General features: G+C 68.8%; 14 protein-coding genes. 7 read left to right on the top strand and 7 right to left on the bottom strand.

Annotated elements, in window-relative coordinates:
* Positions 1–103: 103 nt before the first annotated feature.
* The 7 genes from AUC47_RS02815 to AUC47_RS02785 all read left to right on the top strand — a co-directional run bounded on the left by AUC47_RS02815 (position 104) and on the right by AUC47_RS02785 (position 8,222).
* Positions 104–1,618 carry an ABC transporter ATP-binding protein gene (locus AUC47_RS02815; protein ID WP_096713720.1) on the top strand — a complete coding sequence of 505 codons (1,515 nt, stop codon included), beginning with the start codon at positions 104–106 and terminating at the stop codon, positions 1,616–1,618.
* Positions 1,615–2,925, top strand: coding sequence for an ABC transporter permease (locus tag AUC47_RS02810; RefSeq protein WP_096713719.1), 1,311 nt, complete (start codon positions 1,615–1,617; stop codon positions 2,923–2,925). Before AUC47_RS02815 ends, AUC47_RS02810 begins: the two co-directional genes overlap by 4 nt.
* On the top strand, positions 2,925–4,208 hold the full coding sequence (locus AUC47_RS02805; RefSeq protein WP_218838195.1) for an ABC transporter permease: 1,284 nt from the start codon (positions 2,925–2,927) through the stop codon (positions 4,206–4,208). The genes AUC47_RS02810 and AUC47_RS02805 overlap by 1 nt, the downstream gene beginning before the upstream one ends.
* A gap of 22 nt (positions 4,209–4,230) precedes the next feature.
* On the top strand, positions 4,231–4,629 hold the full coding sequence (locus tag AUC47_RS02800; RefSeq protein WP_096713717.1) for a cytidine deaminase: 399 nt from the start codon (positions 4,231–4,233) through the stop codon (positions 4,627–4,629).
* Positions 4,626–5,918, top strand: a complete 1,293-nt coding sequence (locus tag AUC47_RS02795; protein ID WP_096713716.1) for a thymidine phosphorylase — start codon at positions 4,626–4,628, stop codon at positions 5,916–5,918. Before AUC47_RS02800 ends, AUC47_RS02795 begins: the two co-directional genes overlap by 4 nt.
* Positions 5,919–5,984: 66 nt before the next feature.
* Positions 5,985–7,100, top strand: a complete 1,116-nt coding sequence (locus AUC47_RS02790; RefSeq protein WP_096713715.1) for an adenosine deaminase — start codon at positions 5,985–5,987, stop codon at positions 7,098–7,100.
* Positions 7,101–7,118: 18 nt separating this feature from the next.
* Positions 7,119–8,222: a polysaccharide deacetylase family protein gene (locus AUC47_RS02785; RefSeq protein WP_256999416.1), complete on the top strand. Its 1,104-nt coding sequence runs from the start codon at positions 7,119–7,121 to the stop codon at positions 8,220–8,222.
* Positions 8,223–8,244: 22 nt separating this feature from the next.
* Here AUC47_RS02785 and AUC47_RS02780 read toward each other — a convergent pair whose 3' ends face one another.
* From AUC47_RS02780 to AUC47_RS02750, 7 genes are all read right to left on the bottom strand, one after another.
* Positions 8,245–8,991 carry an alpha/beta hydrolase gene (locus AUC47_RS02780; RefSeq protein WP_256999415.1) on the bottom strand — a complete coding sequence of 249 codons (747 nt, stop codon included), beginning with the start codon at positions 8,989–8,991 and terminating at the stop codon, positions 8,245–8,247.
* Between the two features lie 116 nt (positions 8,992–9,107).
* Positions 9,108–10,265, bottom strand: coding sequence for a mannitol-1-phosphate 5-dehydrogenase (locus tag AUC47_RS02775; protein WP_096713850.1), 1,158 nt, complete (start codon positions 10,263–10,265; stop codon positions 9,108–9,110).
* Between the two features lie 14 nt (positions 10,266–10,279).
* Positions 10,280–10,711, bottom strand: a complete 432-nt coding sequence (locus AUC47_RS02770; protein WP_096713714.1) for a PTS sugar transporter subunit IIA — start codon at positions 10,709–10,711, stop codon at positions 10,280–10,282.
* A gap of 73 nt (positions 10,712–10,784) precedes the next feature.
* On the bottom strand, positions 10,785–12,317 hold the full coding sequence (locus tag AUC47_RS02765; protein WP_179297488.1) for a PTS mannitol transporter subunit IICB: 1,533 nt from the start codon (positions 12,315–12,317) through the stop codon (positions 10,785–10,787).
* Positions 12,314–13,996: a phosphoenolpyruvate--protein phosphotransferase gene (gene ptsP, locus AUC47_RS02760; RefSeq protein ID WP_096713713.1), complete on the bottom strand. Its 1,683-nt coding sequence runs from the start codon at positions 13,994–13,996 to the stop codon at positions 12,314–12,316. Before ptsP ends, AUC47_RS02765 begins: the two co-directional genes overlap by 4 nt.
* Positions 13,993–14,271 carry an HPr family phosphocarrier protein gene (locus AUC47_RS02755; protein WP_096713712.1) on the bottom strand — a complete coding sequence of 93 codons (279 nt, stop codon included), beginning with the start codon at positions 14,269–14,271 and terminating at the stop codon, positions 13,993–13,995. The genes ptsP and AUC47_RS02755 overlap by 4 nt, the downstream gene beginning before the upstream one ends.
* Entirely contained in the window at positions 14,268–14,582 is a 315-nt protein-coding gene (locus AUC47_RS02750) for a PTS sugar transporter subunit IIB (protein ID WP_096713711.1), read from the bottom strand. The genes AUC47_RS02755 and AUC47_RS02750 overlap by 4 nt, the downstream gene beginning before the upstream one ends.
* Positions 14,583–14,618: the final 36 nt, after the last annotated feature.

Here is a 14,618-nt window from a genome sequence, read left to right as displayed (position 1 = left end):
GCAGCCACTCGCCCCGTGCCGTGGACGGACGACTGTCCGCAGGGCGCGCACATCGACTCGCAGCGCCCGAGACTCTTCGGACACATCTGGATAAGGTGCAGATATGAAGCTCGAACTTCGCGGCATCACCAAGCGATTCGGTAGCCTCGTGGCCAACGACCACATCGATCTGGTGGTCGAGCCGGGGCAGATCCACGCTCTTCTCGGTGAGAACGGCGCAGGCAAGTCCACTCTCATGAACGTCCTGTACGGCCTGTATCAGGCTGACGAGGGCGAGATCCTCCTCGACGATGTCGTGCAGCGCTTCCGCGGCCCCGGCGACGCGATGAACGCCGGCATCGGGATGGTGCACCAGCACTTCATGCTCGTGCCCGTCTTCACCGTCGCGGAGAACGTCATGCTCGGCCACGAGCAGACCAAGGGCGTCGGCCGACTCGATATCGCCAAGGCCAGAGAGCACGTGCGCGCCGTCGCCGCGCGCTTCGGGTTCGACATCGATCCGGACGCCATCGTCGGCGATCTGCCGGTGGGCGTGCAGCAGCGGGTCGAGATCATCAAGGCTCTGTCGCGCGACGCCAGGGTTCTCGTGTTCGACGAGCCGACGGCGGTGCTGACCCCCCAGGAGACCGACGAACTCATGGGCATCATGCGGCAGCTCCGCGAAGAGGGCACCGCGATCGTCTTCATCACGCACAAGCTCCGCGAGGTACGCGAGGTCGCGGACACCATCACGATCGTGCGGCTCGGACGCATCGTGAGCGAGGCATCGCCGACCGCCAGCAATGCCGAGCTCGCCTCGTTGATGGTGGGCCGGGCCGTCGAGCTGACCGTGCAGAAGGACGCACCGCGGCTCGGGGACGGAGGCCTCGAGGTCCAGGGGCTCCGCGTGCTCACGCCGACCGGCGCGATCGTCGTGGACGACGTCGACTTCACCGTGCGACCGGGCGAGGTCCTCGCGATCGCCGGTGTGCAGGGCAACGGTCAGACGGAGCTGGTGGAGGCCATCGTCGGTCTCGCAGCGCGCGTCGAGGGATCGATCACTCTCGACGGCACGCAGCTCGTCGGCAAGAGCGTCCGCGGCATCCTCGACACGGGTGTCGGATTCGTGCCCGAGGATCGCAACGAGGACGGACTCGTCGGCGGGTTCTCCGTCGCGGAGAATCTGATCCTCGATCGCTCCGACGACGAGTCGTTCAGTCGCGGAGGGACGATCCGCCGCGCCGCACTCGAGCAGTTCGCGAAGGAGCGGATCGCCGAGTACGACATCCGGACGCAGGGACCCCACACCCCTGCGGGGACGCTGTCGGGCGGCAACCAGCAGAAGGTCGTGATCGCCCGCGAGATGAGTCGCGAGCTGCGGCTCCTCGTCGCCGCCCAGCCGACGCGCGGCGTCGACGTGGGATCGATCGAGTTCATCCACAAGCGAATCATCGAGACGCGGGACGCGGGAGTCCCGGTCGTCGTCGTCTCGACCGAGCTCGACGAGGTCGCAGCTCTCGCCGACCGCATCGCGGTCATGTATCGAGGAACCATCGTCGGCATCGTGCCCGGCGACACCCCGCGCGAGACGCTGGGTCTGATGATGGCGGGCGCCGCCGAAGGAGGGGCAGCCGCATGAGCGGGACCACACCGGGGGCGGATGACGCCGTGAAGGGCCTCCCCGCCGAGCAGCTGCCGCGGGCGACGGGTCCGTTGGCCGGCGACGTTCCGCCTCCGCCTCGAGGCAACGTGATCCTCAAGGAGATCCTGCGCGGCAGCGCGGTGTCGACCGTCCTCGCCATCTTCCTGGCGCTCGTCGTCGGCGGCGTCCTCATCGCGTTCACGAACGAGGACGTCCAGGAGGCCTCCGGGTACTTCTTCGCCCGCCCCGGCGACACGTTCGCGGCGGCGTGGCAGGCGGTCTACAACGGCTACGAGGCTCTTTTCCGCGGCGCGATCTTCAACGCGCGGGGTAACGACTTCGCGGCGCAGATCCGCCCGCTCACGAACACGCTCGGCTTCGCCGCCCCGCTCATCGCCGCCGGTCTCGGTGTCGCCCTCGCCTTCCGCGTCGGCCTGTTCAACATCGGCGCCCGCGGTCAGATGCTCATCGGCGTCGCGGTCGCCGGTCTGCTGACGTTCAACCTCGACCTGCCGATCTGGCTCCACATCCCGGTCACGCTCATCGCCGGTATCGCCGGCGGCGCGCTCTGGGGCGCGATCGCGGGTCTCATCAAGGCCCGTACCGGAGCGCACGAGGTCATCCTCACGATCATGCTCAACTACGTGGCGTACTACCTGCTGCTGTGGATGATCCGCACCCCGGGTCTGCTGCAGAAGCCCGGAACCAATCAGGCGCTCGGATCCGCGACGCCGGAGACGGCGCAGTTCCCCGAGCTGCTGGGTCCGCAGTTCCCGCTCCTCGACGTCGGCTTCGTGCTCGTGATCGTCGCGACGCTGTTCGTGTGGTGGCTGATCGAGCGCTCGGCGCTCGGCCTGCGTATGCGCGCGGTGGGAGAGAATCCGCACGCGGCTCGCGCGGCCGGTATCAGCGTGCAGCGGGTCTACGTGTACGCGATGCTGTTCGCCGGAGGCCTCGCCGGTCTCGCGGGCATGAATCAGCTGCAGGGCTCCGTCACGACGGGTATCACCGAGACGATCGACGCCGGCATCGGCTTCGATGCGATCACGGTGGCGCTCCTCGGTCGCAGCCGCGCCTGGGGCACGTTCGCAGCCGGCATCCTCTTCGGCGCTCTCAAGGCCGGTTCGTTCTCGATGCAAGCGCAGGACATCCCGGTGGACATCGTGCTCGTGGTGCAGTCGCTCGTCGTGCTCTTCATCGCTGCTCCGCCGCTGCTGCGCGCCGTGTTCTTCCTACCCAAGTCCGACGCGGAGAAGGCGGCCAAGGCGAGAGCCAAGGCTGCGAAGAAGGCGGTGGCCGCATGATGTCGCTCGTTCAGACCGAGGCCGCCGACGGCACGGTTCAGCTCGCCACCGTGCGGGAGCGTCACCTGAAAGCACCGATCGTGCTCGCCGGAGTGACCGTGCTCCTCGCGTTGCTCTTCCTCGTCGTTCCGCGCAGCGGCACGAGCTCGTTCCGCCTGAGCGACCAGTCGTCGGCTCTCGCACTGCCGGATGTGGCGTTGCCGACGGGGCCGACCGTCTGGGTGGTCATCGGCATCCTGGTCGTGCTCACGGTCGCAGCATTCCTCCGTGCGTGGAGCTATCGGAAGGCGTCGCTGTGGATCGCCGCCGGATTCGGCGCCATCGCGGTCTTCGGCTTCCTCGTCTGGGCCGGCGCGGGCGGTCTCGTTCCCGTCACCAGCCTTCTTTTCGGCGCGGTGTCGCTGTCGGTGCCGCTCGTGTTCGGCGCCCTTGGTGGAGTGATCGGCGAGCGCGCCGGTGTCGTCAACGTCGCGATCGAGGGGCAGCTGCTGCTCGGCGCGTTCTCCGCCGCACTGCTGTCGAGCATCACCGGGAGCCCCTTCGTCGGGCTGCTCGGAGCCATGCTCGGCGGCGTCCTCGTCGCCAGTGTCCTCGCCGCGTTCGCGATCAAGTACCTCGTCGAGCAGGTCATCGTCGGCGTCGTGCTGAACGTGCTCGTCAGCGGCCTCACCGGCTTCCTCTACGGTGCGCTCCTGGCTCCGCACGAAACCGAGCTGAACACGCCGGTGCGGTTCAGTCGCATCGAGATCCCGCTGCTGAGCGACATCCCGATCATCGGTCCGGTGCTGTTCAACCAGACGTTCATCGTCTACCTCATGTTCATCACCGTCGCGGTCGTCGCCTGGGGTCTCTACCGCACCAAGTGGGGTCTTCGCCTGCGCGCCGTCGGCGAGCATCCTCAGGCGGCCGACACCGTCGGCATCAAGGTCAACTCGACGCGCTTCTGGAATGTGCTGCTCGCTGGTGCGATCGCCGGTGTCGGCGGGGCGTACTTCACGCTGGTGTCGGTTCCGCAGTTCGGCAAGGACATGACCGCCGGCCTCGGCTTCATCGCCCTCGCCGCGGTGATCTTCGGTCGCTGGGACCCGATCCGAGCGACTCTCGCCGCGCTGCTCTTCGGCTTCGCCACGAACCTTCAGAATCTGCTGTCGATTCTGAAGACGCCGATTCCCGGCGAGTTCATGCTGATGCTGCCGTACGTGGTGACGCTGCTCGCCGTTGCGGGATTCGCGGGCCAGATCCGCGGGCCCGCAGCCAGCGGCAAGCCCTACATCAAGTCCTGACACCCGAGGAGTCGACAGACACATGACCGATATCGACTGGGACGAACTGCGTCAGGTCGCGACCGATGCGATGACGAAGGCGTACGCGCCGTACTCCCGCTACAAGGTCGGCGCTGCCGCGCTGGTCGGAGACGGCCGCATCGTCGCCGGCTGCAACGTCGAGAACGCGTCCTACGGCGTGACCCTCTGCGCCGAATGCGCGCTCGTCGGCGACCTGCACATGTCGGGCGGCGGTCAGCTCGTCGCGTTCGTCTGCGTGAACAACGACGGGCAGACGATCATGCCGTGCGGCCGTTGCCGTCAGCTGCTCTTCGAGCACGCGATGCCCGGGATGCTGTTGGAGACCGTGTCCGGCATCCGCACGATCGATGAAGTCCTGCCGGACGCGTTCGGCCCCCGAGACCTGGAGGACGCCCGATGAGCGTTGAGCCCTTCGACGCCGTCGACGTGATCCGCGCGAAGCGCGACGGGGGAGCGGTGTCCGAGCCGGCCCTCCGCTGGATGGTCGACGCCTACACTCGCGGCTACGTGTCGGACGCGCAGATGGCGTCGTTCGCGATGGCCGTGTTCCAGCGCGGCATGGAACGCGACGAGATCCGCGTCCTCACCGACGCGATGATCGCGACGGGCGAGCGGATGAGCTTCGCGAACCTCGGCAAGAAGACCGTGGACAAGCACTCGACGGGCGGCGTGGGCGACAAGATCACCCTGCCGCTCGCCCCGCTCGTCGCCGTGTTCGGCGTCGCCGTGCCGCAGCTCTCGGGCCGCGGTCTCGGGCACACCGGCGGAACGCTGGACAAGCTCGAGTCCATCCCCGGCTGGCGTGCGGCGCTCAGCAACGACGAGATGTTCGCGCAGATGCAGAGCGACGTGGGCGCGGTCATCTGCGCCGCCGGCTCAGGGCTGGCTCCGGCCGACAAGAAGCTCTATGCGCTGCGCGATGTGACCGGGACCGTCGAGGCGATCCCGCTGATCGCCTCCAGCATCATGTCGAAGAAGATCGCTGAGGGCACCGACGCGCTCGTGCTCGACGTGAAGTTCGGCTCGGGCGCCTTCATGCAGGACATCGACCGCGCGCGCGAGCTCGCCCGCACGATGGTCGCGCTCGGCACCGACTCGGGCGTCGCGACGACGGCGCTGCTCACCGACATGAACGTGCCGCTCGGCCTCGCGATCGGCAACGCCAACGAGGTCCGCGAGTCGGTCGAGGTGCTCGCCGGCGGGGGACCCGCGGACGTCCGCGAACTGACGATCGCTCTGGCCCGCGAGATGCTGGCGCTCGCCGGACAACCCGATGCCGACGTCGAGGCCGCCCTCGACGACGGACGCGCGATGGACAGCTGGAAGGCCATGATCCGCGCGCAGGACGGCGACCCCGACGCCGAACTGCCGACCGCCCGGGAGACGCACGTCGTCACGGCACCCGCCGACGGTGTCGTCTCGCGCATGGACGCGCTGCCGTTCGGCATCGCGGCATGGCGCCTTGGCGCCGGACGCGCTCGGGCCGAGGATCCCGTGATCTTCGAGGCGGGCATCGACCTGCACGCGAAGCCCGGCGACCGGGTGACGGAGGGACAGCCGCTGTTCACGCTCTCGGCCGCCGATGAGGCGCGCTTCCCGCGTGCGCTCGAGGCGCTCGAGGGGTCGTGGGAGATCGGCGACAGCGCTCCGGAATCGGGTCCGATCGTGCGCGAGCGCATCACCGCCTGAGGCATTCGGGGCGTGGCGCGTCGAGCGCTACCCTGAACTGACCGATCCGCGACCGAGAGGAAACACATGTCGATCGACGCGAACGGCGACGTCACTATCCAGGGAGCGTCTCTGCGCGCCCTGCCGAAGGTGTCGCTGCACGACCATCTCGACGGCGCGCTGCGCCCCGCGACGATCATCGAGCTCGCTGATGCCGTCGGCATCGACGTTCCCGAATCAGACCCGCGCAGGCTCGGAAAGTGGTTCGCGTCGAAGAGCGACTCGGGCTCGCTCGTCGAGTACCTCAAGACCTTCGACCTCGCGATCGCCGTCATGCAGACGAAGGAGGGGCTCACCCGCGTCGCCAGGGAGTTCGTGCAGGATCTTGCGAAGGACGGCGTCATCTACGGAGAGGTGCGCTGGGCTCCCGAGCAGCATCTCACCCGCGGGCTCTCGCTCGACGAGGCGGTCGATGCCGTGCAGCGGGGCATCGAGGAGGGCGAGGACGCCGCGGATCGCGCGGGTCACAGCATCCGCGTCGGTCAGCTGATCACCGCGATGCGCCACACCGACCGTGCCCGCGAGATCGCGGAGCTCGCGGTGTCGTACCGCGGCCGCGGAGCCGTCGGCTTCGACATCGCGGGCCCCGAGGACGGCTTCCCGCCCTCGAATCACCGCGCCGCCTTCGACTACCTCGCCGAGAACTTCTTCCCTGTCACCGTGCACGCCGGGGAAGCTGCGGGTCTGGCGTCCATCCGCTCCGCTCTGCTCGACGGCCGCGCCCTGCGCCTCGGACACGGCGTCCGCATCGCCGAGGACCTGCGAGTCATCACGCAGGAGGGCGATGAGGTGCAGGTGCAGTTCGGCGACCTCGCACGGTGGGTGCGCGACCGGGAGATCCCGCTCGAGCTCTCGCCGTCCTCGAACCTGCAGACCGGAGCGATCTCGGCATGGGGCAAGACCCTCGCCGATCATCCCTTCGACCTGCTGTACCAGCTCGGTTTCGCCGTCACGGTGAACGTCGACAACCGCACCATGAGCGCCACCTCGCTGACGCGAGAGCTCGCGTTGCTCGTCGAAGCGTTCGAGTACAACCTGGATGACCTCGAGACCTTCCAGTTCAATGCCGCCTCGGCAGCCTTCCTGCCGGTGGAGGAACGAGAGGAGCTCGTCGAGATGATCGGTCAGGGCTTCTCCGGCTGAGCCGCGAGGAGGAGGGTCGTGGCTTCCGGGGGGAAGAAGAGGCGTCGCATCGTCGTCGTCGCAGTCAGTGCCGTGCTGGTCGTCGCGGGGGCGTGCGCTGTCGCGTTCGTGTCCATGGACCGTCCGCCGGAGGCGAAGGTCCCGCGCGCCGAGGCGCAGCCGCTCGAAAGACCCCTGACGCCGGCGCAGCAGCTCGTGGCTGAGGCCGATGACCCACTCGCCTGCGCGGTCACCTTCCTCGGCGAGGGGGCTCCCGTCGACCCGATGCTGCAGTGGCAGAACGCCCTGTACGCGGGCCTGCCGATCCCCGCTCAGGACGGACGCGTGTTCGCGGGCTGGTACCCGACGGCGGCCGACGCCGCCGCTCTCGTAACCCCTGCGCGTGTCAACGGTGCCGACCCGGTCGTCTGCGTCGACCAGCAGGTCGAGCTCTTCGCCGGCTGGACGACGCCCGAGGCGAACACGGCCGAGAACGCGCAGATCCCCATCCTCATGTACCACCAGTTCACGACGAACCCCGAGGGCGAGTCGGGGTGGCTGCGCGGCAACTACGCCTACATCGGCGACTTCGAGGCGCAGATGAACCACATCGCGACCACGGGCTTCTACTTGCCGACGTGGGATGAATTGAGCGCCTTCATCGACGGGCGGCTGTTCCTCCCCGCGCACTCCGTCATCATCACCGATGACGACGCGGACCAGACCTGGTTCGACCTCGCCGTCCCGGTGATCGACAAGTACAAGCTGCTGTCCACCTCGTTCATGATCACCGCGTATCGGCAGGATCCCGCGCCGTCGATGTACGTGCTGCGCCGCTCGCATACGAACGACATGCATCAGGCCGGAGAGAACGGCAAGGGCCGCATGGTCAACTGGACGGCCGAGGAGATCGCGGCCGACATGAACGCGTCCGGCGACATCCTGGGCGTGCGCGAGGTCATGGCCTACCCGTTCGGTCATTACAACGACACGGCCAAGCAGGGTGTCGCGATGGCCGGATTCGAGATGGCCCGGACGATCGACCCCGGATTCGTGACCATCGGCGCCGACAAGCTCGCGCTGCCCGTGGTGCGCATCGACTACGGCATGGGGCTCGAGGCGCTGATCAAGCGGATCGGCTGACGAGAGGACGCGCCGACCAGAGTCACCCCGAAGTCGTTTCGGCGAAGAACGCCCGGAGCAGCTCGGCCACCTGCGCGTGCATCTCCTCGTCGGAGATCGTCGGGGTGCCGTCGCCCGCCTGGGAGCCGTAGTCGCCGAAGGACGCGTGCGACGCGCCCTCGATCTCGATCATCTCGGCATCGGCGGGCAGCAGGTGTCGGGCGTCGTCGATCTTCGCGGGCGTGGACAGGCCGTCTTCGCTGCCCGAGATGCTCAGCACTCGGAGATCGGATGCCGACACGTCGCCGGCGCAGTACGACCCGAACAGCACGAGCGCCTCGGCATCCGTCGCGAGCTGACAGGCGCGGACGCCTCCGAGCGAGTGCCCGCCGACGCTCCAGTCGTCGATGTCGGGAGCCGCCGAGGTGAAGGCATCGAGGCCGCGGAGATCGAAGAACGCGAGGTTCAGCCACGGGCGGGTGATGACGACCGTGACGCCGTCTTCGGCGAGGCTCTGCAGGATCGGCGCGTATGCCCAGGGGTCGACCTTCGCCCCGGGGACGAACACGAGCCCGAGATCCGATCGCCCGTCGGCCGGGGTCATCACGATGCCCTGGGGGGCGTCATCCACCTCGATCGCGCTGTTGGCGCGGACCTCCGCCAGCGGTTCGGGCTCGGCGCCCATGATGCCGACCTGGCTCCATACGACGATGCCCACGGCGGCGAGCACCACGACGCTGACGAGACCCCACACGACGGACTTCAGGATGCGGTGACGCTTCTTCTGCACGCATCAACCGTACGTCCTCCTCCTGCGCGACTCCCCAGCCCCGCTCCTGGGTCTGTGCACGAGGAACGCCCCCTGCCGATCGGGCGGCAGGGGGCGTGGCTTCGACGGCGGTCGGCTCAGGAGGCGCGCAACGCCGTCTGCCGCGACGCGACCGCATCGCGCACGGCCGGGAACAGCGGATGCTCGGGGTCGAGGCCCGTCGTGCGCATGGTGAAGGCCTCGGCGTCTTCCGTGCGCAGCAGCTGCTGCAGCTCGACGGCCTGTTCGTCTCCGCTGTCGTCGAACTCGAGCGCCGCAGTGACCGCGCCGACCAGGGCGACCGTCGGCAGGCCGCGTTCGGCGGCCATGGCCGCAGGGCCGATGAACCGCTCGTGCCGTGAGATCTTGCGCAGCGGTTGGCGCCCGACACGCTGCACGGTGTCGACGAGCGCCGGGTTGCGGAAGCGCTCGAGGATGGTCGCGCGGTACTCTGCCAGTTCTGCGGGATCGAGGTCGTGCTCGGCGACGAGGACGGCCGAGGTCTCCTCGAGGGTCGCGGACACGCGCGCCGCGATGTCGGCATCGTCGAGGGCGTCGGAGATCCGCTCGATGCCGGCGCGGGCGCCGAAGTACGCGGTGGCGGCGTGGCCGGTGTTCACGGTGAAGAGCTTGCGTTCGATGTACGGTGCGAGATCGTCGACGAAGTGCGCTCCGGGGATGCTCGGCAGCTGCCCGCCGAATGCGCCCGACTCGATGGCCCACTCGTAGTACGGCTCGACCGTGACGTCGACTCCGCCGTCTGCGGGCTGACCGGGGACGATGCGGTCCACCGCGGTGTTGGCGAACACCGCGCGGGACAGCAGGTCGGCGGCATCCGCCCCCGCGGCCTTCTCGACCTCCGCGCGCAGGGTGTCCGTCGCGCCGATCGCGTTCTCGCAGGCCATGACCTGCAGCGGCGCCGCGTCGGGGGAGCGGCGGGCGAGCCCGGCGACGATCGTCGGGGCGACGAAGCGCAGCACCGTCGGTCCGACCGCGGTGGTGACGACGTCGGCCGTCGCGATCTCGTCGGCGACGCTCTCGGGGTCTTTCTTGCTGTTCACGGCACGGAAGCCGGTCACGACGTGGTCGGTGCCACCCGGGCCCGCCTCGTGCACGGTGTACGACTCGACCGCGTTGATCGCGTCGACCAGCGCGTCGGCGACGTCGGAGAAGACGACCTCGTACCCGCCCTCGTGGAGCAGCAGACCGACGAACCCGCGGCCGATGTTCCCCGCTCCGAAGTGGACGGCCTTCATCGAACGGTCGCCCATCACTCGTTGACGGCCGAGAGCAGGGCGAACAGCTCGTCGGGGGTCTGGGCGGCGTTGAGCTTCGCGACGTCGTCCTCATCGGAGAAGAGGATCGCGATCTGCGACAGGATCTCGAGGTGCTCGTCGCCCTTGCCGGCGATGCCGATCACGAACGTCGCCTGCTCCCCGGCCCAGTCGACGCCGCCGTCGTAGCGGACGACCGACAGCGCGGAGCCGAGGATCGCATCCTTGGCGTCGTTCGTGCCGTGCGGGATGGCGAGGCCGTTGCCCATGTACGTCGACACCGTCTCCTCGCGCTGCCGCATGGCGTCGGCGTACGCGGGCGTGACGGCCCCCGCGGTGACGAGGATGTCGGTCGCCTCCTGCAGCGCGGCCTCCTGGGTGCTGGAGCCGGAGTGGATGCGGACCTGGCCGAGGGTGAGAACGCTCATGGTGATTCCTTTCCGAGGATTCTGCGGAGATGGGGGCGGGGCGGATGCCGTGGCACCCGCCCCGCCCGGTCTGTCATTCGCCGGATGCGCGCTGTTCGCGCACCATCTCGACGACTTCTTCATACTGCGGCGCGTTCATGAAGTTGTCCACGGACACGTGCACCGAGTTCGGCGACTGTGCCTTCGCGCGGTCGGTGAGCTGCTGCTGCGTGATCACGAGGTCGGCCGTGCCGTCAAGGTTCGCGATCGCCTGGTTGGTGACCGTGACGCCTTCGATCCCTGCTTTCTTGAACTTGTTGCGCAGGACGCTCGCGCCCATCGCCGACGAGCCCATGCCGGCGTCGCACGCGAACACGACGTTCTGGATCGGCGTCGTGGCGACGGCGGTCGCCGCACCGGTCGCTGCGGCCTTCGCCGCCAGGCCACTCAGCGCGTCAGAGGACTTGCCCTTGTTCGCCTCGGTCTGGGCCACGGCGGCCGCGAAGGCGTCCTCCTTGGCGAGATCCTTCTTCCGGCTCGCCCGGAGGATCAGCATCGAGATGATGAAGGTCACCGCGGCCGACAGCACGACCGAGAGGATGACTCCCAGATAGTCCGTCCGGAACGTCTGCCCCAGAACTGCGATGATGCTTCCTGGAGCCGCCGGTGCGATCAGACCCGTCCCGAACAGCATGTTGGTCGTGACACCGGTCATGCCGCCCGCGATCAGCGCGAGGATGAGGATCGGCTTCATCAGTGCGTACGGGAAGTACACCTCGTGGATGCCGCCGAAGAACTGGATCACCGCCGCGCCGGGAGCGGACGCGCGAGCAGCTCCGATGCCGAACAGGGTGAACGCGAGAAGCAGGCCGACACCGGGACCGGGGTTCGCCTCCAGAAGGAACAGGATCGACTTACCGCTCTCCGCCGCCTGCTGGGTTCCGAGCGGGGTGAGGACACCGTGGTTGATCGCGTTGTTCAGGAAGAACACCTTGGCGGGCTCGATGATGATGCTGGTCAGCGGAAGCAGGTTCGTCTCCACCAGCCAGTTCACGACGTTCGACAGCACGTTCATGATGCCGTTCACGAGCCATGCGACAGGGTAGAACCCGACGACGACCATGACGAAGCCCCAGATGCCGGCCGAGAACATGTTCACGAGCATCTCGAAGCCGGCCTTGATCTTGCCCTCCCAGAGGGAGTCGAGCCACTTCATGGTGTAGGCCGCGAGAGGAGCCATGATCATCGCGCCGATGAACATGTGGATCTCACCGAGCTGGTTGTCGGCGGGCAGAGTCGCGTTGACCTGGGCGATGAGGTAGTCGGAGCCGGCGATCGCACCCATGACGGCGATCGCGGCGACCACGCCGCCTCGGGTCTTGTAGACGATGGTTCCACCGGTGTACGCGATGATGATCGGCAGCAGGTAGTGGATGATGGGGCCGACCAGGGTGGCGAGCTGCTCGTTCGGGGTCCACCCCACGGGGATGAAGAATGCCGTGATGATGCCCCACGCGATCAGCGCGGGGATGTTGGGCATGATCATTCCGGACAGGAACGTGCCGAAGCGCTGCACGCCTGTTCGGAGGCCGCCCGATTTCGTGGCGGCCGGTGACGTCGTCGTCATGATGTCGTCTCTTTCTGGTGAGGGAGGGTAGCTGTGGCTTCGGCCACGGCGTGGCGCGCACCGGCGGCGTCGTCGGCCGCCAGTGCCAGTTCGGCGAGGCTCCGCGCCTCGTCGAGGGTTCGGTGGGACAGGGTGTGGCGCACGTCAGCCAGGGCGGACGGAGCCATCGAGAGGCTCGTCGCGCCGAGACCGACGAGCACGACGGCGAGCAGCGGGTCTGCCGCCGCCTCGCCGCAGATGCCGACGGGCTTGCCGAGGCGGGCGCCTGCGGCTCCGACCTCCCTGACCAGGCGCAGCACTGCGGGGTGCCACGGGTCCTGGAAGCCGGCGACCGATCCGAGCAGGCGGTCGGCGGCCATCGTGTACTGCGTGAGGTCGTTGGTGCCGATGGAGGCGAAGTCGGCGTGCGCGAGCACACGATCGGCGAGGAGCGCGCTCGACGGGACTTCGACCATGACCCCGGCCGTCTTGAGCCCGTGCTCGCGGGCGAGACCGGTGAAGTAGGCGGTCTCCTCGACGGTGGCGACCATGGGGGCCATGACCCACAGTTCGGCCTCGGTCTCGGCATCCGCCTCCGCGAGCGCGGTGAGCTGCTCTCGGAGGATGTCCTCGCTCGCGCGGAGCGCGCGGAGTCCGCGGAGCCCGAGGGCGGGGTTCTCCTCGTGCGCGTCGTTGAGGAATGCGAGGGGCTTGTCGGCGCCGGCGTCGAGCATGCGCACGACGACCTTCTTGCCAGGGAACGCCGCGAGCAGCTCGCGGTAGGCCTCGCGCTGCTGCGCCACGGTCGGAGCCTGCGACGACGACAGGAAGAGGAACTCGGTGCGGAAGAGCCCGACGCCCTCGGCCCCGCGTTCGACGGCATCGGATGCGTCTGCGGGCTTTCCCAGGTTCGCCAGCAGCGGGATCAGCGTGCCGTCGGCGAGGGCGCCGGGAGTCAGGGGAGCGGCGTCCGCCGAGCGGCGGGCCGCGGCGCGCTGTTCGGCGCGCTCCTTCTCGTCGGCGGTCGGATCGACCGTGACGATGCCGGCCGCCGCGTCGACGATGACCGGCTGGCCGGTCGAGAGCTCGGATGCCGAGGCCGCGCCGACGATCGCGACGATGCCCTTCTCGCGGGCGAGGATCGCCGTGTGCGAGGTGGGGCCGCCGTCGAACGTGACGAGGGCGAGTACCTGGTCGAGGTTCAACAGCGCCGTGTCGGCCGGCGCGAGGTCTCGGGCGACGAGCACGAACGGGTGTCCGGGGTCGGGAACGCCGGGAGCGTCGACGCCGCGCAGACGGGCCAGGACGCGCTGGGCGATGTCGTCGAGGTCGGCGGCGCGCTCGCCGAGGTACCCGCCGACGGCCTCGAGGGTCGCGCGGAAGCCGGCGAACGCGTCGTGCACGGCCCACTCGGCGGTCGCTCCGTCGTCGATCCGCGCATCGACCTCGTCCTGGAGCGTCGGGTCCTCGGCGATCATCGCCTGAGCCTCGAGCACCTCCTGAGCGGATCCGCCGGCGGTCTCGCCGCGGGCGTTGAGCTCCGCGGCGACGGCGGCGATCGCCTCGCGCACACGGGTGCGCTCGGCGTCGGCGCCCTGCGTGCTCGGCGTGCTGTCGGGCGCGGGCAGCGCCTCGGTCATCCGGACGACCGGCCCCTGGGCCACACCGAGACCGATGCCGACTCCGCGGAGCTCGGTCATACGGTCGCCTCGTCGTGGTCGGTCGTGAGCAGCTCCGTGAGCGTGTCGAGCACGCTCTCGGCGTTGTCGCCGTCGGCGGTGAGCGTGACGTAGTCGCCGTGTTCGATCGCGAGGGCGATCACACCGAGGATGCTGGCGGCGTTGACGGCCTTACCCGAGTCCTTCGCGATGGTGACGGCGATGCCCGACTCCTTCGCCGCCTGCGCGAAGAGCTTCGCGGGGCGGGCGTGAAGGCCGTGCGACGAGCCGATCCGGACGGTACGGGAAACGGTCATGAGGTTCCTTTCGGGGTGTTCCTGACGTCGATGATCGAGCGGGCGAACGCGAGCGTGCGCGTGCCGTCCCTGTCTGCGAAGACGTCTGCGGGCAGCACGGCGACGGGCGCCATGACGGCGTCGCGGATGCTGTCGAGACGGTCGGCGAAGTGAGGACCGAGGAGGACGAGGTCGTGGTCGCCGCCGTACACGGACTGCTCGGTGCCGGCCTTCGCCTGCCACTCCAGCCCGGCGTCGGCCGCTGCACGCCGCAATCGTTGCGCGACGAACGTGCTCGACGCGCCGGCGCCGCACACCACGAGGATCCTCATCGATGCCACCTTCCTGAGAACATTCTGGGAACAGAT

The sequence above is a fragment of the Microbacterium sp. SZ1 genome, assembly GCF_002362255.1.
Classification (GTDB): Bacteria; Actinomycetota; Actinomycetes; order Actinomycetales; family Microbacteriaceae; genus Microbacterium.
This window is presented reverse-complemented; position numbering and strand designations above follow the sequence as displayed.